The organism is Halorubrum salipaludis (genome assembly GCF_002286985.1).
GTDB classification, from domain to species: Archaea; Halobacteriota; Halobacteria; order Halobacteriales; family Haloferacaceae; genus Halorubrum; species Halorubrum salipaludis.
On the sequence record NZ_NSKC01000003.1, the window covers coordinates 483,800 to 503,891 of the forward strand.

Annotated in this window: 20 protein-coding genes and 1 pseudogene; 6 read left to right on the plus strand and 15 right to left on the minus strand. The window is 68.4% G+C overall.

The genetic code is table 11. The annotated features are described in order from the left end of the window. Positions 1 to 37: 37 nt before the first annotated feature. The 4 genes from CK500_RS07950 to CK500_RS07965 all read right to left on the minus strand — a co-directional run bounded on the left by CK500_RS07950 (position 38) and on the right by CK500_RS07965 (position 2,248). A complete protein-coding gene (locus CK500_RS07950) occupies positions 38 to 289 on the minus strand; it encodes a hypothetical protein (protein ID WP_095636698.1) in 252 nt (83 codons plus the stop codon). A gap of 85 nt (positions 290 to 374) precedes the next feature. Beyond that, positions 375 to 584 carry a hypothetical protein gene (locus CK500_RS07955; RefSeq protein WP_095636699.1) on the minus strand — a complete coding sequence of 70 codons (210 nt, stop codon included), beginning with the start codon at positions 582 to 584 and terminating at the stop codon, positions 375 to 377. 51 nt (positions 585 to 635) lie between these two features. Further along, the gene (locus tag CK500_RS07960; RefSeq protein ID WP_095636700.1) at positions 636 to 1,535 is read right to left on the minus strand and encodes a ZIP family metal transporter; all 900 of its coding nucleotides are present in this window, start codon (positions 1,533 to 1,535) and stop codon (positions 636 to 638) included. Between the two features lie 122 nt (positions 1,536 to 1,657). After that, positions 1,658 to 2,248: a TIGR04206 family protein gene (locus tag CK500_RS07965; RefSeq protein WP_095636701.1), complete on the minus strand. Its 591-nt coding sequence runs from the start codon at positions 2,246 to 2,248 to the stop codon at positions 1,658 to 1,660. A gap of 78 nt (positions 2,249 to 2,326) precedes the next feature. Here CK500_RS07965 and CK500_RS07970 point away from each other — a divergent pair, with 78 nt between their 5' ends. The 3 genes from CK500_RS07970 to CK500_RS07980 all read left to right on the plus strand — a co-directional run bounded on the left by CK500_RS07970 (position 2,327) and on the right by CK500_RS07980 (position 5,816). Next, positions 2,327 to 3,214, plus strand: a complete 888-nt coding sequence (locus tag CK500_RS07970) for a DUF7847 domain-containing protein (protein WP_095636702.1) — start codon at positions 2,327 to 2,329, stop codon at positions 3,212 to 3,214. Between the two features lie 104 nt (positions 3,215 to 3,318). Then, the gene (locus CK500_RS07975) at positions 3,319 to 4,419 is read left to right on the plus strand and encodes a M48 family metalloprotease (RefSeq protein ID WP_095636703.1); all 1,101 of its coding nucleotides are present in this window, start codon (positions 3,319 to 3,321) and stop codon (positions 4,417 to 4,419) included. Further along, on the plus strand, positions 4,416 to 5,816 hold the full coding sequence (locus tag CK500_RS07980) for a PQQ-binding-like beta-propeller repeat protein (protein WP_095636704.1): 1,401 nt from the start codon (positions 4,416 to 4,418) through the stop codon (positions 5,814 to 5,816). The genes CK500_RS07975 and CK500_RS07980 overlap by 4 nt, the downstream gene beginning before the upstream one ends. Positions 5,817 to 5,865: 49 nt before the next feature. Here the strand turns inward: CK500_RS07980 and CK500_RS07985 are convergent, their stop codons facing one another. Next, positions 5,866 to 7,212 carry an alkaline phosphatase family protein gene (locus CK500_RS07985; protein ID WP_095636705.1) on the minus strand — a complete coding sequence of 449 codons (1,347 nt, stop codon included), beginning with the start codon at positions 7,210 to 7,212 and terminating at the stop codon, positions 5,866 to 5,868. A gap of 184 nt (positions 7,213 to 7,396) precedes the next feature. Between CK500_RS07985 and CK500_RS07990 the strand changes: the two genes are divergently transcribed. After that, positions 7,397 to 8,368 (plus strand): phosphoadenosine phosphosulfate reductase family protein, encoded by a 972-nt coding sequence (locus CK500_RS07990; protein WP_095636706.1) that lies wholly within the window; start codon positions 7,397 to 7,399, stop codon positions 8,366 to 8,368. A gap of 50 nt (positions 8,369 to 8,418) precedes the next feature. Here the strand turns inward: CK500_RS07990 and CK500_RS07995 are convergent, their stop codons facing one another. Further along, complete coding sequence (locus tag CK500_RS07995; protein WP_095636707.1) at positions 8,419 to 9,183, minus strand: XdhC family protein; 765 nt, start codon at positions 9,181 to 9,183, stop codon at positions 8,419 to 8,421. 60 nt (positions 9,184 to 9,243) lie between these two features. On the opposite strand from CK500_RS07995, the gene CK500_RS08000 reads away from it, so the two are divergent. After that, positions 9,244 to 9,939: a nucleotidyltransferase family protein gene (locus tag CK500_RS08000; RefSeq protein WP_095636708.1), complete on the plus strand. Its 696-nt coding sequence runs from the start codon at positions 9,244 to 9,246 to the stop codon at positions 9,937 to 9,939. 63 nt (positions 9,940 to 10,002) lie between these two features. Here the strand turns inward: CK500_RS08000 and CK500_RS08005 are convergent, their stop codons facing one another. The 7 genes from CK500_RS08005 to CK500_RS08040 form a co-directional block, all read right to left on the minus strand. Beyond that, positions 10,003 to 10,158, minus strand: coding sequence for an AbrB/MazE/SpoVT family DNA-binding domain-containing protein (locus tag CK500_RS08005; RefSeq protein ID WP_198951528.1), 156 nt, complete (start codon positions 10,156 to 10,158; stop codon positions 10,003 to 10,005). A 106-nt stretch (positions 10,159 to 10,264) separates the two neighbouring features. Then, positions 10,265 to 10,552 carry a hypothetical protein gene (locus tag CK500_RS08010; RefSeq protein ID WP_095636710.1) on the minus strand — a complete coding sequence of 96 codons (288 nt, stop codon included), beginning with the start codon at positions 10,550 to 10,552 and terminating at the stop codon, positions 10,265 to 10,267. 185 nt (positions 10,553 to 10,737) lie between these two features. Further along, positions 10,738 to 11,661, minus strand: coding sequence for an NAD-dependent epimerase/dehydratase family protein (locus tag CK500_RS08015; protein ID WP_095636711.1), 924 nt, complete (start codon positions 11,659 to 11,661; stop codon positions 10,738 to 10,740). Between the two features lie 90 nt (positions 11,662 to 11,751). Further along, positions 11,752 to 12,192 carry a type II toxin-antitoxin system VapC family toxin gene (locus tag CK500_RS08020; RefSeq protein ID WP_095636712.1) on the minus strand — a complete coding sequence of 147 codons (441 nt, stop codon included), beginning with the start codon at positions 12,190 to 12,192 and terminating at the stop codon, positions 11,752 to 11,754. Beyond that, the gene (locus CK500_RS08025) at positions 12,189 to 12,464 is read right to left on the minus strand and encodes a hypothetical protein (RefSeq protein WP_095636713.1); all 276 of its coding nucleotides are present in this window, start codon (positions 12,462 to 12,464) and stop codon (positions 12,189 to 12,191) included. Before CK500_RS08025 ends, CK500_RS08020 begins: the two co-directional genes overlap by 4 nt. A 337-nt stretch (positions 12,465 to 12,801) precedes the next feature. Beyond that, positions 12,802 to 14,106 carry a UDP-glucose 6-dehydrogenase AglM gene (gene aglM / locus CK500_RS08035; protein WP_095636715.1) on the minus strand — a complete coding sequence of 435 codons (1,305 nt, stop codon included), beginning with the start codon at positions 14,104 to 14,106 and terminating at the stop codon, positions 12,802 to 12,804. 357 nt (positions 14,107 to 14,463) lie between these two features. Further along, entirely contained in the window at positions 14,464 to 15,660 is a 1,197-nt protein-coding gene (locus tag CK500_RS08040) for an orc1/cdc6 family replication initiation protein (RefSeq protein WP_095636716.1), read from the minus strand. A gap of 569 nt (positions 15,661 to 16,229) precedes the next feature. Between CK500_RS08040 and glmU the strand changes: the two genes are divergently transcribed. Continuing rightward, a complete protein-coding gene (gene glmU, locus CK500_RS08045) occupies positions 16,230 to 17,432 on the plus strand; it encodes a bifunctional sugar-1-phosphate nucleotidylyltransferase/acetyltransferase (protein WP_095636717.1) in 1,203 nt (400 codons plus the stop codon). 56 nt (positions 17,433 to 17,488) lie between these two features. Here the strand turns inward: glmU and CK500_RS08050 are convergent, their stop codons facing one another. Both CK500_RS08050 and CK500_RS17600 read right to left on the minus strand, forming a co-directional pair. After that, positions 17,489 to 19,741, minus strand: coding sequence for a hypothetical protein (locus tag CK500_RS08050; protein WP_095636718.1), 2,253 nt, complete (start codon positions 19,739 to 19,741; stop codon positions 17,489 to 17,491). Between the two features lie 109 nt (positions 19,742 to 19,850). Continuing rightward, a pseudogene (locus CK500_RS17600) lies at positions 19,851 to 20,092 on the minus strand (IS6 family transposase); the annotation flags it as partial.

Sequence of the window (20,092 nt, forward strand, 5' to 3'; positions counted from 1 at the left end):
GTGGATGAGCGGCCGGAGTTGGAAACGGCCGCGAGCGTCACGCGTTCAGGCCCCAGTCGACGTCCTCTTCCACGATCCGCTGTTCTCGTTCCACGCGTTCGACTTCCGTCCGTCCGACCTGCTCGATCGCTTCATCCCGATCGATCTCGCCGCCGAGATACCGCCTCAGAACAACGTCTTCCCACAGGATTTCGAGACCGCGTTCAAGCGCGCGTTCAAACACTTCGGACTCCGGGAGATCGTTAGCCTCCGCGATCTCGCGAACGCGATCGGAAATCTCTGCAGCCATAATTGGGGATTGCTCGGCAACGTTCTTAAATGCATGTCCGGGCGGGGAAGTCCCTCACAGCCCCACAAGTAACGGAACCATCGGCTCACTCCTCCGGCGACCACTCGCAGGCGTTCCCCGCGGTGAGGTCCTTCTCGTCGACGTGCGCCGCGAGGCACGCGTAGTTACAGAAGTAGGCGGGCGCGCCGCAGCCGTCGTCGCAGTCGCGCACGCAGATCGGGTCGTGCTCGAAGATCCGCGAGCCGCAGTACGCGCACGGCTGGTCGGCGTCGGGCGTGGAGACGGTCGTGGACATGTCCGGAGGCAGGGCGCCACGAACCGAAAAGGCGTCGGCGCTCCCGCGGGCTCACACCACCACGACGGCGTCGACGACGACGAGCAGCACGAAGCCGACGAGGAACGCCCCGGTCGCGGCGTCGGCGTGACCGTGGCCGTGCGAGGAGGGGATCAGTTCCCGGAACACGACCGCCAGCATCGCGCCGGCGGCGAACCCGGAGGAGACAGGGAACAGCCCGGCGGCGAGCGCGACGAGCAGGAAGCCGAACACGGAGGCGACCACCTGCGGGATCAGCCCCGAGAGCGTGGTGTACCAGAGCACGCGCAGGTTCGACATCCCGGTATCGGCCATCGGGACCGCGAAGGCGAACCCGTCGGGCACGTTCTGGAGGCCGATGACGACCGCGAGCACCAGCGCGACCTCCTCTAACCCCGAGGCGAACGCGACGCCGATCGCCAGCCCCTCCGGCGCGTTGTGGAGGGTGATCGCGCCGCCGATGAGCAGCGCCTTCCGGAGCGTCACCTCCCGCTCGGCGGCGTCAGCGTCGGCATCGGCAGAGGCCGCGGCGTCGGCGGTCTCGACGGGATCGGCGAACTCCGAGAGCTCGCGGTCCGCCCGTTCCTCCTCGCCGGCCGTCTCCATCGCCGCGGCGTCGTCCCCCGTCGCGCCGCCCTCGGGGAGCCACTCGCGGTACTGCGCGTGGAGGTGGGGGATGGCGTAGTTCCCGGCGAGCAGACCGACGCCGCCGAGGAGGAGCCCCGTCATCACCGCCGCGAGCGTCCCCTCCTCCATCCCGGGGATGATCAGGCCGAAGACGCTGGCCGCGACCATCAGTCCGGCGGCGAGCCCGAGCGCCGCGTCGTAGACGCGGTGCGTGACGCGAGCGCGGAAGAACACCGGGAGCGCGCCGAGCCCCGTCGCGAGCCCCGCCACGCCGGTGACGGCCACGACGGTCTGCAGAGTCGTCATGAAACGCGATTCCCCCCACGGCCACATAAATCCGACCGACGACGGCGCGGTCCGCCTCGGTTCGCGTCGGCTCGCATCGGCTCGCGTCGGTCCGTGTCGATTCGCCTCGCCCGGCGCCGCGGTCAGCGCTCGACCGCCCTCCGGAGGTCGCTCCCGTAGACGCCGACGGCGACCGCCAGCGTCGCGAGCGCGCCGACCGGGAGCACGGCGAGCCACCCCGCGGTGGCCCCGGCGCCGAACCGGACCGCGACGCCGACGGCGACCCACAGGCTCGCGGCCGCGGCGAGCGCGAGGAGCCCCCCGGTCACGCGCCGGTCCTCCCACCCGAGCGCGACCCCCGCGGTCGCGCTGGCCGCGGCGAGCAGGTGAAAGCCGATCGCGAGCGGCCACGCCCGGATCGACGCCGGGAGCGACCCGAAGGAACGCGGCTGGTCGAGGAAGTACGCCCACACGGGGTAGCCGCCGACGCCGAGCGTCCCGTCCGATCCGGGCGCGCCGACGAAGCCCCAGAGGCTCACAATCGTGAGGTCATCACCGGGGATCACCGCCATCGGGACCGCGAGGAGACCGACGACGAGGAGCCAGCCGACCAGACGGTCGGACTGGCTGCTCCGACGGGCATCCGGGCCACCGCGGCGATCGTCACGGCCGCTGCGGTCGCTCGCCGAGGACGGGTTCGCGCTCGGCTTCTCGGACCCGGACGCCGCGGACATGTCGTCGACTCGGCGGGGCGCGGATAAGTATCGTCCGCCTCCCTCCCGATTTATGTACTCCGAGCGAAACGATCGGTCATGGCGGCCCTCCAATCGATCCGACCGGCGGTCAGCGGCATCGTTCGCAACCCGATACTCGTGCTCGTCACGGCGCTGTACGGGCTCTTCCAGCTCCCGAACCTGCTCGTGGAGTCGACCAGCCCGGTGCTCGCGTCGGCGATCTCGCTCGTCACGTTCGGCGTGCTGATCGTCGTCCTGCCGTTCTTCCAGGGCGGGGTGCTCGGCATGGCCGACGAGGCGGTCGCCGGCGAGACGCGGCTCGGGACGCTGGTCGCGGTCGGGAAGGCGAACTACGTCCCGCTGCTCTTAGGCTACTTCGCCCTGCTCGCGGTGAACATGGTCTTCGGGTTCATTGCGTTCATGGGCGTGCTCGTCGTGATCATCGGCGGGTTCGCCACCGGGATGGACGGCGAGGCGGGCACGGGAATGGACGGTGCCGGCGGCGCCGCCACCGGCGTCGACGCCCCGGCCTTCGGCTTCGACCCCGCGCTGCTCGTTATCGTGGGCGTCGTCGCCGTCGGGCTGATTCTGGCGTATCTCCTCGTCACCTTCTTCATCCAGTTTTACGCGCACGCCGTCGTCTTGGACGACACCGAACTCGTCGACGGGTTCCGCCGCAGCGCGGGGCTCGTCAGGTCGAACTTCCTCAGCGTGTTCGGCTACACGGTGCTGCTCGCGGTCGGCGGTCTGGTGATCGGCCTGGTGGCCGCGGCCGGATCGCTCCTCTTCGGCCCGCAACAGCCCGCCGGCTCCCCGTTCGCGGACCTCGTCTCGGTCGAACCGACCCTCGCGGTCGTCGCCGCGCTCGCGCTCGGATACATTCTCCTGACGGGGGTTTCCGGGGCGTTCTACGCGACGTACTCGGTCGCGTTCTACCGGTCGATCAGCGGGGGTCCGGCGAACTGACGCGGGCGGGGAGAAATGAGGGGGCACGGCAAACTGAGGCGACTGCGGCACCCGAGCCCGACAGCTTAAGCGATCCCGGGGCGAACCCGGCAGTCGAACACGCGATGTCGCCCTCCATCCCCGCCACCCTCCGGTCCGTCCCGCCGTTCGATCGGCTCGCCCGGCTCGACCACGAGCAGCGGCTCCGGCTCCGGATCGCGGTCGCGACCGGGCTGGTGGTCGCGCTCCCGTTCGCGTTCGCGTACACGTTCGTTATCCTGATCAACGAGATCGGACTCCCCCTCTTGGAGTGGGCGAACGAGCGCCCCTACACCGGAGAGGTCTACGTCGATCCCGTCTTCCTCGCGGTCGTCGTGTTCGGCGGGCTCGCGCTCCAGTACCGGTACGGCCCGCGGACGGTGGTGCGTTCGGTCGGCGGGCGCCGGGTCTCCGCGGACGAGTACCCGGAGCTCCACGCCGCCGTCACCCGGCTGGCGGCGCAGGCGGACGTGCCGAAGCCGGACGTGGCGGTCGCGCGGACGGACCTCCCGAACGCTTTCGCGGTGGGGCGGCGGGAGAACGGCACCGTCGTCGTCACGACCGCGCTGTTGGAGACGCTCGACGACGACGAGCGCGACGCCGTGCTGGCCCACGAGCTCGCCCACCTCAAGAACCGCGACGCGAGCCTGATGACCGTCGCGTGGGTGTTGCCGACGGTCACCTACTACCTCGCCGTGCTCGCCTTTTACGTGCTGTACGGCCTGTTCCGGTTCCTCGGCGCTGGCGGCGGGTCGGGCGGCGACCGCGACGGGCGGGCGCTCGCCGTCGGGATCGTCGTGATCACCGTGAGCGCGCTCGTCACGCTCACCGTCTCGGCGATGTTCTGGTGCGGCAGCGTCCTGATCCACCGCGTGCTCTCGCGGTACCGCGAGTACGCCGCCGACCGCGCGGCCGCCGAGATCACCGGGTCGCCGGCCGCGCTCGCGAGCGCGCTCGACGCCCTCGACGAGTCGATGCCGGAGGTCCCGGAGCGCGACCTCCGCGAGTTCGACGGCGGCGCGGAGGCGCTGTACGTCGCGCCCCTGGAGAGCCGCGCGTTCGGCGACAAGGAGCTCGTGAGCACCGACGTGTTCCCGGAGACCCACCCGCCGACCCGCGAGCGGATCGACCGGCTCCGCGAGATGGTCGGCGAGAGCGCGAGCGCGGGTGCGGGTGAGACGGCGTGACGGGAGGAACACGAGAGCGTCTCGACCTCTCGCGGCGCCGGCTCCTCTCCGCGGCCGGCGCCGGCGTCGCGGCCGCCCTCACCGGCTGCGGCTACCGCCCCGGCGGCGGCGACCTCGTGTGGGAGTCCGAACTCGACGACGGGGGGATCCTCGGGTCCGGGAGGACGTGGTTCGCGGTCACGACGGACCGGCTGTTCGCGGTCCGGAACCAGTCGGGGCGCACCTACGACTTCGAGGCCGAGACGTGGGGGACCGTAGAGAACGCGAGCGTGACCGCGGTCGACCGGGCGGGGACGCCCCGGCTCCACGCGGAGACGGAGCGGCAGGCCGTCGCTCCGCCGGCGGTCACCGATTCCTCGGTGTTCGTCCCCGTCGAGGGCGGGGGAGTCACTGCGATCGACCGCGACGCGGCCGGGGTCGACCCCGACGCGCGACGGACGACCGGCGGGACCGGCGGCGACGAGACCGGAACCGGCGCCGCCGAGGACGACGAGATCCGCTGGCAGGTCGACGGGATCGCGGCGAACGGTGGCGGTTCCGACGCGTCCGACGGATTGGACGAGTCCGACGGTTCCGACGAGTCGGACGGGACGACCGACCCGCCGGGAATCGACGGCCTCCGCGCGAGCGAGCGACTCGTGGCCGTGATCGCGGAAACGGACCTGGTGGCGCTCGACGCCGAAACGGGCGATCGGGCCTTTCGAGTCGCCGAGGCGTGGCCGGGCGGAACCGGCGGCGGAGCCGGCCGCGTCGCGGTCGACGGCGACGACGTGTGGGCCGCCGTCGCGGCGACCGGCGACGAGAGCGGTTCAGAGGAGAGCGGTTCGGAGGAGAGCTCGGGCGGCCGAGGGACGGTCCTCGCCCGATTCGGTCCGACCGGCGACCGGCGGGCCGCGCGCTCGCTCTCGGCCGAGGCGGACTGGCTCGCCGTCGCCGGCGAGACGATCACGGTCGGCGAGGCCGGCGACCGTCTCGTCAGCTACGACCGCGACCTCGACCGTCGGTTCGCGCTGCCCGAGCGGTCCCCAAGGGACCGACCGCGTGCGCCGCCCGGCGACGGGAGCCGCCTCTACTACGCGACCGGGGGGACGGTGCGGTCGGTCGACGCGAGCGGGGGCGAGCTCGCGTGGGAGCGGTCCGACCTCCCCGGCGGCCCGCTGGCGGTCGACCGGGAGGGTGCGTACGTCGCCGAGAACGGGTCCGGCTTCGGAGGGGGGAGCGAATCTCGGATCGTCGCCGTCGACGCCGACGGCGGGGACCGCTGGACCGCACCCCTCCCCGAGGGCGTCGCCGTCGACGAGCTGTTCGCGGTCGCCGGTCGGCTGATCGTCGTCGACGGCGAGGAACTGTACGGGTTCCACGCGGCGCCGGGAGAACGGTGGTCGGTGCTGGGGTAAACGGCGGTCGCAGATCGAGTGTGACCGACGGCGACGAGTCTGCGTTCCTTTAGGCGTTCAGGAGGCTGTCGCCGTCGAACTCGTCGTCGGTCTCCACGTCCATGAGATCGAGGATCGTCGGGGTCACGTCGAAGAGGTTCGACCCGTCGACGTCGAGGTCGGGATCGGTGGCGTAGAGCAGCGAGTTCTCGAACTTGTGCATCCCGTTGCGCGGCCCCTCGGTGAAGACGGACTTCTTCCCGCCGAAGCCGGACTTCAGGTCGAACCCGTCGGCGGGGATGACCACGAGGTCGGGCGCGATCTCGGTGTGGGCGCCGTCGAAGGCGTCCTCGCCGTCCACGATCCGCCTGCACACCTGCCGGCCGTCGGGGCCGGTGAGCGATTCGAGGTCGGCGCGCAGCTCGTCGCGCACCGCCTCGTACTCCTCTTCGGGGACGACGCCCTCCGGCTCGCGGCCCTCCAGGTTGAGGTAGAACCGGCCGGGAATGAGCGAGTACGCCCGGGTCTCGTCGTCGATGTCGGTCAGGGAGTCGTGGTCGTCATCGTCGTACGAGAGCCACCCCTCGTCGGCGAGGAACTGGTTGCAGTTCACCTCCCACTCCAGTTCGGTGAACCCGTGATCTGAGGCGATGATCAGGGTCGTGTCGTCGTCGAGCGAGTCGCGGATCTCGCCGATGTACTCGTCGAGCGTCCGGTAGAACTCGAGGAATTCCTCTGCGTACTCTCCGTCGTTCGCGTAGTCGCCGAACAGGAAGTGGTTCACCCGGTCGGTGCTCATGAAGACGCCGAAGAACAGGTCCCAGTCGTCCTGGTCGAGGTAGTGGGTGAACACGTCGTACCGGGCGTCGAGCGTCGCGTGCGCGTTCTCGATGAAGTCGGTCTTGTCGTCGTCGTGGCCGAGCTTCGCGTTCACGTCGATCCGGTAGTCGCGGTCCTCGAGGACCTGTTTGACGGCGTCGTCGCTTGCGGCCGCGTCGAGTCCGGGCGAGAGGAAGCCGGAAACCTGCCGCTGGATCCGGCTGGACGGCGGGAACGTGACGGGGACGTTGAGTACGGTCGCGTCGCGCCCGTCGTCGGTGACGCGGTCCCACAGCCGCGTCGCCGACACGTGTTTGCCCATCGGCACGTACGTCTCGTAGGAGCCGATCTCGCGGTCCTGGAAGCCGTACACGCCGGTTTCGCCGGGGTTCACCCCGGTCGTGAGGCTCGGCCAGCAGGCGCTCGACTCGGGCGGCACGATGCTCTCCAGCCGCCCCGCCGAGCCCGTCTCGGCGATGTCGGTCAGGTTCTCGAAGACGTCGGGGTGATCCTGCACGAGGTCGTACGGTACGCCGTCGACGCCGAGAAAGACCACGCGCTCGTCGCCGCCGCCGCGCAGCCGGTCGAACAGTCCCATGGCCGTGGAGTGACTTCGAGTCGACATATCCCTTGCGTTCTGGCGAGTCATGCCGCGATCCGCGTTCCGCGGCGAACCACACCATCGCCCCCGTTTCGCGGCGAATCGCGCCGCCGTTCTGGCGCGCTGGCAAGCTGCACCGATTCAGAAGGCCTATTCCCCTCGGCGGAGACATATCCGGCGTATGACCGAGGACTTCCCGGCGAGCGTCGACGTCGACTACGCCGACGGCGAGGGCGAGGACCCGGCGGACTACCCGTCGCTCCAGCACAAAATCGAGAAGGCGATCGAGGTCACCCGCCGCGGGTTAGAGCAGTACGACAACCCGGCCGTGATGTGGACGGGCGGGAAAGACTCCACGCTCACGCTGTACTTCATCAACCAGGTCGCCGAGGAGTTCGGCTACGAGAAGCCGACCGCCGTCTTCATCGACCACTTCCAGCACTTCGACTCGATCACCGACTTCGTCGAGCGCTGGGCCGACGAGTGGGACATCGAGCTGGTGTACGCCCGCAACGAGGATGTGGGCGCGTACGTCGACGAACACGGGCTGGAGCCGGGCGACGACATCCCGGTCTCGGCGCTGAACGAGCAGAACCAGCACCACATCCGGGACATCCTCGAGTTCGAGGAGGACACGTTCCCGTTCCTGCTCGACACCTACGTCGGGAACCACCTGCTGAAGACGGTCGCGCTCAACAACGCCCTCGAAGAGCACGACATCGACGGCGTGATCTCGGGCGTCCGCTGGGACGAACAGGAGGCGCGGGCCGACGAGACGTTCTTCTCGCCGCGTCACGACCCCGACCTGTTCCCGCCGCACGACCGCATCCAGCCCATCCTGCAGTTCGCCGAGGCCGACGTGTGGGACGCCTTCTGGAACTACGTCGTCCCCGACACGGTCGACGCGTTCCCCGACGAGGGGTACGTCCCGCAGGCCGACGACGACCTCCCCGAGGGCGTCACGCAGGAGGACGTGCCGATCTCGCCGAAGTACTTCGCCGGGTTCCGCTCGCTCGGCAGCGAAGTGAGCACGGAGAAGACGACCGAGGAGCCCGCGTGGCTCCAGAACCTCGAAGACACGACCGAGCGCGCCGGCCGCGCCCAGGACAAGGAGGACCTGATGGAGCGCCTGCGCGACCTCGGCTACATGTGATCGACGGGATCGACCGAGCCCGCTGACCGACCCCTTTTCGCGTTCCCCCGTTACGGCTCCGGCGACGGCGGCGCGTCCACGTCCACGCGGTCGTGGATGTGGCCCTCCCGCTCGCGGAGGTGTCTCGGCGCCCGGCCGTTGCTGACTGCGAGCACCTCGCCGACGATGCTGTGGGCGATCTGATACGGCGATCCGCCGCCCAAGTCGAGACCGATCGGCGTGTACAGCGAGTCGAGCGCCGACTCGTCGAACGTCGTCCCCTCCTCGTCGAACGCCGCCAGCATCTCCTCGAACCGCTCGCGCGGGCCCATCAGCCCGACGTAGGGCGCGGGCGACCGCAGCAGCGCCTCGACGGCGATCCGGTCGTCGACGAAGTTGTGCGTCATCACGACCGCGTGCGTTCGCTCGTCGACGTCGAGCGCCTCGTCGAGCGCCCCCGGCGAGGTCGTCACGGTCCGGTGGGCCTCGGGGAACCGCTCCGCGAGGTCGACGGCGCCGCGGAAGCCGACCACGGTGACCCGGAAGTCGTTCCGCTCGGCAAACTCCACGACCGGGCCGACGTCGTGGCCGGTCCCGAAGACGACCAGGTCGTCGGGGGCGGCGATCCCGTCGACGAACACCTCGAGCGTTCGGCCGTCGGCCCCCTCGACCCGAACGACGTCCGCGGCGCCGCGCTCGGCGAGGTCCGCGGCCGGACCGGCCAGCGCGTCCGCCGGCCAGTCGGCCGCGGGCGACCCGTCCGGAAGCGTCAGTCGCCCCTCGTCGGGGCGGTAGTAGGCGCGTTCGCCGAGCCCGTCCGGTCCTGTCGTCCTCACGGAGTCGGCGCTGTCGGCCGGCGACGCGGTCGAGGTCGTCCCCTACCCCGTCGTCGAGCGATGACCGACGACGGGCTCCCGACCGCGAGACCGCCGTTCGAGGCGGACGACGCCGGTCCCGGCGGCTCGCTCCCGGAGAGGGAAAGCGGGAGAGATCCCGACCGAGTGGGGGGCGTGCTCCTCGCGGCCGGCACGAGCAGCCGCTTCGGCGACGCGAACAAGCTCCTCGCGACGGTCGACGGCGAGCCGATCGTCCGCCGCGCGGCGCGGACGCTCGCGGCGGCCGGCCTGGCACGGATCGTCGCGGTCGTCGGCCACGAGGCCCCGCGAGTCCGAGCGGCGCTTTCCGACCTCCCGATCGAAACGGTCGAGAACGACGCGTACGCAGCCGGGCAGTCGGCGTCGCTGCGCGCGGGGATCGAGGCGCTGTCGGGCGGCAGTGGGGACGAGCCCGCGGTCGACGCGGCGGTCGTCGCGCTCGGGGACATGCCGTTCGTCGAGCCGGCGACCATCGAGACGCTGGTGGCGGCGTACGCCGCCGGGGCGGGCGACGCGCTCGCCGCCGCGCACGACGGGGAGCGCGGGAATCCGGTGCTGTTCGACGCCCGGTTCTTCGACCGGCTCACGGCGGTCGACGGCGACGTGGGGGGACGAGCGATCCTGCTGGGGAGCGACGCGAGCGCGCTCGTCGCCGTCGACGACCCGGGTGTCCGGCGGGACGTCGACCGGCCGCGAGACCTCCCCGACGACCGGTGATCCGGTCGCGCGGGCGGCTCCGGAGCGGGACGGCGTCAGTCTCCACGCGAGGGCGGGACGGCGTCAGTCCTCGCGGGGCGCCTTCCGCACCACGATGTTGCCGTCTTCGACGTGCCACTCGACGCGGTCGCCGGCGCCGACGTCGAGGAAGTTCCGCACCGGTTTCGGGACCGTCGTCAGGTTCTTCTCGGAGACTTTGGTGTCCGTCAGCGTACCCATCAAATCGTCGTTCGTGCGTAGCAGGGACATAGCTTTCGCTACGAGTAGCCATAGTTCGGCGGGCGGTCCGGCGGAAAGCCCGCGACGGTCGGGCGGCCGATCCGGTTCAGACCGACGAGTGCCAGCGGTGGGCGCCGCCGTCGGAGGCGTTCTCGAAGTCCAGATCGAAGCGGTCCGACTCGAGGAGCACCCGTCCCGGAACGTACGCGCCGTCGTCGGCGGCCGCGAGGAGGTCGCGGTCGCACATCGTCTCTAAAACGTCCTCGACTGTGCGTTCGCGCCCCTCGATCAGGTTCGCCTCCTCGACGACGCCCGGAACGGTGACCCGTCCCGTGAGCATCGCCAGTCGGATCGCCGACACCCAGGCGGGCTCTCGGGTCATCTCCCGACACATGATAATTGTAACACGACCGGGGGAGATATATATATGTTCGCAAGCCGCACGGCCGACGACTCGGCTGTCGTCCGCGCGATCGCGTCGCAGTGCGTCGTCCTGATCGCCGCCCGCGGTGCGCCGCCCTGATCGCCGCCCGCGGTGCGCCGCCCTGATCGCCGCCCGCGGTGCGCCGGCGCCGCTCGCTACCGTCCGCCGTTCAGATACGGCTCGCAGACGAGCTCGACGCCCTCCTCGAAGCTGATTTCGGGTTCCCAGCCGGTCGCCTCGCGGAAGTTCGAGTAGTCGGCCATGGTGTCGTGGACGTAGCCGTCGAAGGGACACTCGATGTACTCGGGGTCGACGTCGGTGCCGAGTGCGTCGTTGATCATGGAGACCATCTCGTTGAAGGAGTAGGCCTCCTGGGTGCCGACGTTGTACACGCCCGTCAGCTCGTGGTCGGCGGCGAGCTCGCAGGCGCGGGCCACGTCCGAGACGTGCATGAAGTCGCGTGTCTGGGTGCCGTCGCCGAACAGCTCCGGGGCTTCGCCCGAGGCGATCGCGTCCGCGAACTGCGCGACCGTGTTCGCGTACTCGCCTTTGTGTTCCTCGTTGCCGCCGAACCCTTGGTACACCGAGAAGAAGCGGAGCCCCGCCACGTGCATGTCGTAGTGGTTGGCGTAGTACTCGGCGTAGCGCTCGCGGGCCAGTTTCGAGGCCTCGTAGGCGGTGTGCGCCTCCACGTCCATGCTCTCGGGCGAGGGCTCGGTGCGACTCCCGTAGATCGAGGAGGTGGAGGCGTAGACGACCGTTTCACATCCTTCCTTCCGGGCGCGCTCGACGGTGTTGACGAACCCCTCGACGTTGACGCGACAGCCGCGTTGGGGGTCCGACTCGTGCATGTTCCGCGAGGAGAGCGCGGCGAGGTGGAAGACGACGTCGACGTCGACCGGGAAGTCGTCGTCGACGACGGAGGCCTCGACGAACTCCACCTCGTCGTCGAGGTTCTCGGCCGTGCCGAGGTACGTGTCGTCGACCGCGATCACGTCGTTGTCGGCTGCGAGCCGGTTCGCGAGGTTCGACCCGATGAACCCTGCACCGCCCGTCACGAGGACGCGCTGACCCTGCATGGGCGAGTGTCCCCGGAGCAGTCGGTTTAGCGCTTCGGTTCGTCCCGTGTTCGCTTCGCTCCAACTGGCCCCGCCAAGCGATCGCAGAACTCATCGAGACGCCGCCGTCTCCGGCGCGAGACGATCGACGACACCGTCGAAATCATCGTCGAAACTCAACACCCGATCGATGTCGTGGTGCTCGGCGTGTGCGACGGTCATCGCGTCGGTGAAACTGAGTTCGTGTTCGGCGTACCTCCGGTGGACTGCCACGGCGCGATCGAACAGCGACGGCGACGCGTGGAGAAGTTCGATCGCAGAGGGGTACCCCTCGCCGCGAATGCGCCGTCCGACCTCAAGGCCGGCGTCGATGTCGCCGGTTCGACGGTGTGTGAGCGTGACGACCTCGTCGTAGACGTAGTCGCTCGTCATTATGTGGCCGTACTCCGACGACGTGAGAACGGTGTTCAGCGCCTCGGAGCCCACGTCGTGGCGACTCGCGTCGGTGTCGTGATGCGCGTAGAACACGCCCGTATCGACGAACACGCTCATCCGTAGAGGATCTCGTCGATGTCTTCTTCGTCAGTTTCGGTCCCCGAAGCAATCCGCCCCTCGTTGAACCGTTCGATTTCTTCCTCACTCAGCTCTAAACTCCCGTCTCGGAACGAGTCGATGAACTCGGATCGGGAGTCGACGACCGTTTCGATCAGCTCCGACAGGAGTTCCTGTTGTGTGACTTTCTTGCCGGTCTTCAGCCGAATCTCCGCCTGAAGCTCTTCGAGCTTTGATTTGGCCTCGTCGTCCATTTTCACGGCCGTCGACATACGTACTAGTTGCTCTTACGACGTGGTTAATCTTTCTACCGACATAGGTGACGTCTCGTACTCACACTCAAACGTTGTCGATCGCGTCGGTCTCGACCTGTGCCCGATCGACGGCGGCGTCGTTTCCGAAATCCGGTGCAGCGAACCGGTATTCGATGCGCGGATAGCCGTCTCGAAGCGCGCGGACGACCGACCGGGGGACGTACTCGTCGTCAACCCCTCGAACACGCGAGTTCGAGACGCCGTGTGCCGACGGAGTCTGTCTCGTACACGAACTCACTTCCGGAATCGGTGCTCGAAGAGTTTCACGCGGTCTGATCCGAGGGCGGCGAGGACGCTACCAGGTCAGCCCCTCGTAGGTGATGCCGTCGCGACGCTCGATGATCCGTCGGCCGTCGACGACGACGGGATCGGCCATGTTGTCGAACGCATCGTCGAGCGCGGCGAACTCGTCCCAGTCCGTGACGACGACCGCGCCGTCGGCGCCGTCCAGCGCCGCCGCGGCCGAGTCGGCGTACGTCACGTCGTCGAGGTAGTCGCGCGCGTTCTCCGTCGCGACCGGGTCGTAGGCGGTCACCGTCGCGCCGCGCGCCTGGAGCGACTCGATGACGGGGATCGCCCGGGAGTTGCGCATGTCGTCCGTCCCCGGCTTGAACGCGAGCCCGAGCACGGCGATCCGAGCGCCGTCGAGGGCGACGTGGTCCGCGAGGAGATCGACCAAGCGGCCCGGCTGGCGGTCGTTGACCGCGACGGCCGCGTTGAGGACCGCCGGGTCGTAGCCCTGTTCCTCGGCGGCGGCGATGATGGCTGCGACGTCCTTCGGAAAACAACTCCCACCCCAGCCGACGCCGCTCCGGAGGAACTGCTCGCCGATACGGTCGTCTAAGCCGATCGCGTCGGCGACCTCGTACGAGTCGATCCCGAACTCCTTGCAGATATTTCCGAGGTCGTTGATCAGGCTGATCTTCGCCGCGAGGAAGGCGTTGTTGGCGTACTTGATCATCTCCGCCGTGCGGGTGTCGGTCTCGACGACCGGTGCGTCGGCGCGGGAAACGAGCGGCTCGAACACCTCGTGCATGTCGGCGAGCGCGCGCTCGTCGTCGGCGCCGAGCACGACCTTGTCCGGGTTCAGGAAGTCGCTTACGGCGGTCCCCTCGCGGAGGAACTCCGGGTTCATGCCGACGCCGAACGCCTCCCCGGCGGTCTTGCCGCTTTCGGCTTCCAGAATGGGGGTAATGGCGTCCTCGGTGGAGCCGGGAACGACCGTGCTCTTGACGACGACCGTGTGCCAGTCCGGCTTGTCGGCGAGGACCTCTCCCAGGTGACTCGCGCCAGCCTCCATGATCGACAGATCGATGCTGCCGTCGTCGTTCTGCGGGGTCGGCAGACAGAGGAACGTCACGTCGGTGTCGAGGACCGCCGCGTAGTCCGTGGTGGCTCTGAGGCGACCCGTTCCTTCGGGGCCGGCGTGGTCGGCGACGAGCTCGTCGAGCCCCTCCTCGTGGATGGGTGCGTCCCCGGCGTTGATCGTCTCGACGATTCCCTCGTCGATGTCGATGTTGACGACCTCGTGGCCCAGATCCGCGAAACACGCCGCGACGGTCGTGCCGACGTAGCCGCTCCCGATGATAGACAGGCGCATATTGATGTCTCGTTCGGGGGTGTACGACAAGAAACGTCTGATCGGGAGTACGCGTTTCGCAGCGTTTTCGTGTTGCTCGCACACCCCTCGTTTCGTCTGTTCTCGTCTCTGGGGGCCGGGGGTGGGTTCATCTCGCTGGAACCACACCCCTCATTTCGTCTGTTCTTGTGCTCTTGTGCTCTTGTGCGCTTGTGCTCTTGTGCGCTTGTGAGCTTGTGCTCTTGTGCGCTTGTGAGCTTGTGCTCTTGTGCGCTTGTGAGCTTGTGCTCTTGTGCGCTTGTGAGCTTGTGCTCTTGTGAGCTTGTGCTCTTGTGAGCTTGTGCTCTTGTGAGCTTGTGCTCTTGTGTTCGAAGATGGCTACGACTGGGTCTCGATCGATTCCCGGGTCTCGAGAACGATATCGGGGTCCAACGCGAGCTCGTACCGATAGTGGACGCCGCCTGCCCGCCCCTCATTCTGTTCGCTGCGTTCGAGAAACCCGAGCATCGTGAGGTCCGCCAAGTGGTTTTGGATGCTTTTTAGCGTCGTCAGCGGATCGTGACCCCACTTTCGTGCGACGCGCTCGTACACCGCTTGGATCTCTTTCGACCGTGCGGGAACGTCTCCGTTCGCTTCGATCCGGGCGAGCGCCTCCAAGATGAGCTGCCCGTGCATGGTCTGATCGCGCAGTTTGTCTTGGACGCGACCTCGCTGGACGCGTTCCGCAGCGGCTTCGATATGGTCGTCGGTGATCGCTGTCGCTCCCTGTTCTTCAGCGATGTCGCCGCCCTCGCGGAGGAGGTCGATCGCCTGCCGTGCGCTTCCGGTGTCTTTCGCGGCTTTCGCCGCTGCGAGCCTGATAGCGGAGTCGTCACACGCCCCGTCGACGAGCGCCTTCTCGGCTCTGGCGGTGAGTATCGACTGGAGTTCGTCCGCGTCGTACGGCGAAAAGGCCAGCTCCTTCTCCATGAGCGTGTCTTTGACTTTCGGGCTCAGGGACGACCGAAACGTGTAGTTGTTGCTGATCCCGATCACGCCGACCCGGGCCGCATCGAGATGACCGTTGGCCCGTGCGCGCGGGAGTTCGTACAGCAGCGAATCGGGATCAGAGAGGTGATCGATCTCGTCGAGGATGAACAGAAAGGTGCCGCCGAGCGTTTCCATCTCGTCGTACAGGGTTTCGAGGGCGTGCGACGTCGAGAGCCCGGTCTCCGGAAACGTCTCTCCCTCGTCGCCGCGGATACTATTTATGAGCGATCGAACCGTTCTGTAGACGCTATCGTCGTTGCAGTTCCGGAAGTGAACGTGGAGCTCTTCGGCCGCTTCCCGTCGTTGGACCTCTCGCTGGAGGGCACTCATCATGTACTCCGTGACGGCCGTCTTTCCGACACCGGTCTTGCCATAAATAAACACGTTTGCGGGGTTTCGACCGAAGAGCACGTCTTTGAGCGCCGACCGATAGGCATCGATTTCGTCGTCTCGTTCGACGATGATATCGGGTCGGTACTCCTCTGAGAGGATCGATTTGTCCTCAAAGAGCGTTTCAGTGATTTCCGTAAACAGATCCTCTGACATCCTTGTTGGTCCGAGTGACGATGGTCGATAATTTAAAAGCAGTGTTCGTCTGTTTCTTTTGTTTCTCTCGCTTTTCTTGTTTTTTCTGTTCTATCTGTTTTATCAGTTTTGTCTGTTTAGACACTGCAAACAACCGAACGTTTGATACCCGAATGAATGTGGAAGAACAGACGAAACGAGGGGTGTGAATGCTGTCCGATCGCGGCGCACCCCGCGTCCTCATCGAGAAGAACAGACGAAACGAGGGGTATGAGATCGACGGCCCTCTCTAGGCGACCCTGCGAATAACAGACGAAATGAGGGGTGTCCCGCTTCAACGGATGTCCACTTCCGAGTTGATCACGAAGCGTGGGAAGCACCACACCGCGAGACCTGCTTCGAGACGACACGCGACCTTGTCACGCGGGGCTGAGACGACCGCCGCCGACTGGTACGCCGTCAACTTGGTTCTCACGTCGTACCTTCCGATTTCGATCGCGGCTTGAACGGGATCGCATCACTCCCGTCTCTTTCAGATCGCTTTGTCTCGTCGTCAAAAACTAAACCCCGGTCAACCGTTGGTGATCCGTATGTACGGAGTCGTGCTCGCGGCCGGCCGCGGAACTCGAATGCGACCGCTGACTGACCGACGGCCGAAACCGCTGCTCCCGGTCGGTGACCGGTCGCTTCTGGAACGCGTCTTCGACGCGGCCCGCGACGTCGTCGACGCCTTCGTCGTCGTCACCGGGTATCAGGGGGAGATGATCCGCGAGAAGCTCGGTGAGTCGTACCGCGACCGGCCGATCCACTACGTCGAGCAGGCGGAGCCGAAGGGGACCGCCCACGCGATCGCGCAGGCCGAGCCGGTCGTCGACGACCGGTTCGTCGTCCTCAACGGCGACGTGCTGGTCAACCCATCGCTCCCGCGCGCCCTCGTCGACGCCGGCGGGACCGCCGTCGCGGCCACCGAGGTCGCCGACCCCAGCTCGTACGGCGTCATCTCGACGGCGGCCGACGGGACGCTCGCGGAGATCGTCGAGAAGCCCGCCGATCCGCCGACGAACCTCGCGAACGTGGGCTGTTACGCGTTCGAGCCCGACGTGTTCGAGTACATCGACCGGACGCCCGAGAGCGACCGCGGCGAGTACGAGATCACGACGACGCTGGAGCTGGTACTGGACGACCGCACCGTCTCGGTCGCGCGATACGAGGGCACGTGGCTCGACGTCGGGCGCCCGTGGGAGCTTCTGACCGCCACCGAAGCGGTTCTCGCCGACATCGAGGGCCAACACCTCGCGGGGACGGTCGAGGACGGCGTGCACCTCCACGGACCGGTGGTCGTCGAGGAGGACGCCCGCGTCCGGTCGGGCGCGTACGTCGAGGGGCCGGCGGTGATCCGCGCGGGCGCCGACGTGGGGCCGAACGCCTACATCCGGGGATCGACGGTCGTCGGTCCCGACGCCCACGTCGGCAACGCGGTCGAGGTGAAGAACTCGGTGTTGATGGCGGACGCGTCCGTCGGCCACCAGTCGTACGTCGGCGACTCGATCCTCGGGCGCGACGTCAACTTCGGCGCGGGGACGAACGTCGCCAACCTCCGCCACGACGGCGAGAACGTCCGGCTGACCGTCAAGGACGACCGCGTCGACACCGGCCGCCGGAAGCTCGGGGTCATCGTCGGCGACGGCGCGAAGACCGGGATCAACGCGTCGCTGAACGCCGGCGTCCGACTCGGCGCCGATGAGCGGGTCGGGCTGGGAGAGGTCGTGACGCGCGACCGCGTCTCGGAGTGAGTCGGGCGCGGTCCGGCGGCGAAGGCCGGCGACTCGGTCCCGCCCCGCGAATAGCGCTATCTGCTCTGGCTCGCGTACCGCCCGAAGACCTCGCCGACCCGTTCGCCGGACGCCTTGAGCCGCTCCGCGTACGCCGGCCGGTCCCACGCCTCCGGGACGTACGCCGCGGTCTGTAGCCGTCCGTCAGCGACGCCGGGCACGGCGTGCGCGAGGTTCGTCTGGCCGTCGAGCGGCGACGCGGTCCCGTCGGCGGCCGCCGGGACGTAGGACGCGGCCGCGACATCGATCCGCTCGAAGGTCTCGTCGGCGTCGAGGCCGTCGCGCCAGAAATCCCCGAGGCGGCGCCGACGACTCGGGTCGGCGACGTTGCACAGCAGCCACGGGAGCCGGAGCTCGATCGCGTTCTCGTCGGGCGCCACGTGGACGTCCGCCAGCGAGTCGTACGCCGGGGCGTCGGGGTTCCCGTTTCCGTATCGGAGCCGTCCGGTCTCGACCGACTCGAAGGGGACGCGCTCGCCGGTCGGCGGGACGGTGTACCCGCGGTTGATCACCATCCGCAGCGGGGCGAACGCGTCGGGGGCGGGGTCGCGGTACCGCGCGAGATCGAGTCCGGCCTCCGCCCCGTACGCGTACGCGAAGGCGTCGTAGCGGGGGTCGACGGTCACCCGGGACGCGTCGGGGCCGCCGAGCCGGACGACGAAGTCGGTCGCCGCGGAGTCGGCGCCGACGCCGTGCGGGAGCGTCTTCTCGTTGCCGCCGGTGAGCCCGAGCGTAACGAGGTAGTTCGTCGCCTCCCAGTCGATCCCGTCACCGAGGTCGGCGAGCTCGAGCCGGAGCGAGAGGTACGCCGCGTCGCCGGTCACGCGGAGGCCGGTCAGTTCCCGGGCACCGTCCGCCCCGTCGCCGAGACGGACCGGGTCACCCGTCGGCGACGCGGTGGCCGCGTCCGCCCATGCGTCCGGCGACCCGTCGAGCGGGACGGCGCCCTTGGGATCGAACGCGAGGAGCCCGAACCGCTGTTCCGGCGTCTGGACGTTCGACCAGTACGGGCGCCGGTTCGGGTCGGAGAAGTCGGCGAGGTTCCAAGTCCGCTTGAACCACTCGTCGTGCCAGCTGAAGACGACGCCGCCGGCCGTGCCGGCCTCGCGGACGTCCTCGTACATCGCCGCCAGGATCTCGCCCTGCTCCGCCTCGGCGTGCCGGCCCTGGTCGCGCCCGTGAACGTCTCGCTGGGCGATCCCGCGGGAGCTGGGGACGCCGAACTCCGCGACGAGCAGCGGGTGGTCGGTCGCGTCCACGAGGTCGTTCAGGTAGCCCGCGTAACTGTTCGGCTCGCCGCGGTGGTCGACGTGCTCGGCGTACGCTGGCGTCTCGTTCAGGAGGGGCGGGTAGTACGGGTAGACGTGGTAGGCCGCGAACGTCCCGGCCTCGTAGGCGTCGGTCGCGGCGATCGCGTCGGGGTCGACGCTCACCGCATCCTCCGTCCTGAAGGGCTCGTAGGGGTGATCGAGGGGATCGGTTGTCACCCAGTTCGTGAACGCGGCCGGCCGTTGGGCGTCGTACTCGGACTGCTCGTAGGCGACGCCAGCGTCGAGCCGCGCCGCGAGCCACCGCTCGAACGGGGTCGCGTCGGGCGCGGTGAGGTACTCCCCCTCGTAGCTCCCGGCGTCGTTGGCGCGGTTCGTCTCCGCGACCACCGCAGACGGCCACTCGATGCCGACAACGTAGCCCGCCACGTAGTCGCTCACGTCCGCGTCGTAGGCGCCGCTCGCATGGCCGGGCTCCGGATCGATCGTCGTCGCGCCGTGGATCGCGTCGACCACCTGCCGGAACGACCGATCGAACGCCTCGGAGAGCCCGTAGGCGTCCCCCGCCTCGCGGAGAGTCTCCTCGCCGATCCAGTTGCCGTGAACGACGTAGATTGGATCGTCGCGGCCGCGGTTGTACGCCGCGAGCGCCCGATAGAACGCGGGCGGGTGGACGGTGTACACCCGGACGACGTTGACGTTCAGGTCGCCCATCATCGCGAGCCAGCGGTCGTACTCCGCGCGGGTGATCGCCGCCTCGCCGGGGAAGCGCCCCGGCTTCGCCATCCCGAGGTTCACGCCGCGCACGCCGAGCTGAGTGAAGGGACCGCCGCCGACCGCCACCTCGAAGCCGTCGTCGCCGATCCGGAAGCGGCGTGAGACCGCGTCGGCGGCGTCGCCGCCATCGTCCGGAGACTCGCCGTCGTTACCGCGGAAGCCGCAGCCGGCGGTCCCGACCGCACCGGCCGCGCCGACCCGTCCGAGGAACCGCCGTCGTTGCACGCCCGGATCTGTCGCCGCGGCGCCATAACTGTGTTCCGCCCGGCGGGCGGTCTGATCGCCCCGACCGCTCCGGGCGCCCCGTCGGCGTCACCGCGCCGAGACGGTCGCGTTAAGTTTGACGTGAATTGTGGTAGACGGCGACGGCTTCAAGCCAGTTTTGGGCTGTCTCTAGAGCGACATTGCTGAAACTATCCGCAAACGATGATGTTCGTCGTTCTATTTCCCAAAAGACACGTTCGATGGCATTCCGATTTCCATGTTGAATGACTTGAAATCGATAGCCGTCTTCAGCGAGAACGGATCCGAGATAGTCTGCGTCATCGACGAGAAATTCCACATTATCGAGCTGAT

What these genes read in the sequence shown, in the direction of transcription:
- CK500_RS07965 (WP_095636701.1), bottom strand. Translation starts at nt 2,248, where the DNA reads ATGTCCGCGGCGTCCGGGTCCGAGAAGCCGAGCGCGAACCCGTCCTCG.
- CK500_RS08015 (WP_095636711.1), bottom strand. Translation starts at nt 11,661, where the DNA reads ATGCAGGGTCAGCGCGTCCTCGTGACGGGCGGTGCAGGGTTCATCGGG.
- CK500_RS07985 (WP_095636705.1), bottom strand. Translation starts at nt 7,212, where the DNA reads ATGGGACTGTTCGACCGGCTGCGCGGCGGCGGCGACGAGCGCGTGGTC.
- CK500_RS07970 (WP_095636702.1), top strand. Translation starts at nt 2,327, where the DNA reads ATGGCGGCCCTCCAATCGATCCGACCGGCGGTCAGCGGCATCGTTCGC.
- glmU (WP_095636717.1), top strand. Translation starts at nt 16,230, where the DNA reads ATGTACGGAGTCGTGCTCGCGGCCGGCCGCGGAACTCGAATGCGACCG.
- CK500_RS08025 (WP_095636713.1), bottom strand. Translation starts at nt 12,464, where the DNA reads ATGTCGACGGCCGTGAAAATGGACGACGAGGCCAAATCAAAGCTCGAA.
- CK500_RS08005 (WP_198951528.1), bottom strand. Translation starts at nt 10,158, where the DNA reads ATGGGTACGCTGACGGACACCAAAGTCTCCGAGAAGAACCTGACGACG.
- CK500_RS08040 (WP_095636716.1), bottom strand. Translation starts at nt 15,660, where the DNA reads ATGTCAGAGGATCTGTTTACGGAAATCACTGAAACGCTCTTTGAGGAC.
- CK500_RS07975 (WP_095636703.1), top strand. Translation starts at nt 3,319, where the DNA reads ATGTCGCCCTCCATCCCCGCCACCCTCCGGTCCGTCCCGCCGTTCGAT.
- CK500_RS07950 (WP_095636698.1), bottom strand. Translation starts at nt 289, where the DNA reads ATGGCTGCAGAGATTTCCGATCGCGTTCGCGAGATCGCGGAGGCTAAC.
- CK500_RS07990 (WP_095636706.1), top strand. Translation starts at nt 7,397, where the DNA reads ATGACCGAGGACTTCCCGGCGAGCGTCGACGTCGACTACGCCGACGGC.
- aglM (WP_095636715.1), bottom strand. Translation starts at nt 14,106, where the DNA reads ATGCGCCTGTCTATCATCGGGAGCGGCTACGTCGGCACGACCGTCGCG.
- CK500_RS07960 (WP_095636700.1), bottom strand. Translation starts at nt 1,535, where the DNA reads ATGACGACTCTGCAGACCGTCGTGGCCGTCACCGGCGTGGCGGGGCTC.
- CK500_RS08010 (WP_095636710.1), bottom strand. Translation starts at nt 10,552, where the DNA reads ATGTGTCGGGAGATGACCCGAGAGCCCGCCTGGGTGTCGGCGATCCGA.
- CK500_RS08020 (WP_095636712.1), bottom strand. Translation starts at nt 12,192, where the DNA reads ATGAGCGTGTTCGTCGATACGGGCGTGTTCTACGCGCATCACGACACC.
- CK500_RS08000 (WP_095636708.1), top strand. Translation starts at nt 9,244, where the DNA reads ATGACCGACGACGGGCTCCCGACCGCGAGACCGCCGTTCGAGGCGGAC.
- CK500_RS07955 (WP_095636699.1), bottom strand. Translation starts at nt 584, where the DNA reads ATGTCCACGACCGTCTCCACGCCCGACGCCGACCAGCCGTGCGCGTAC.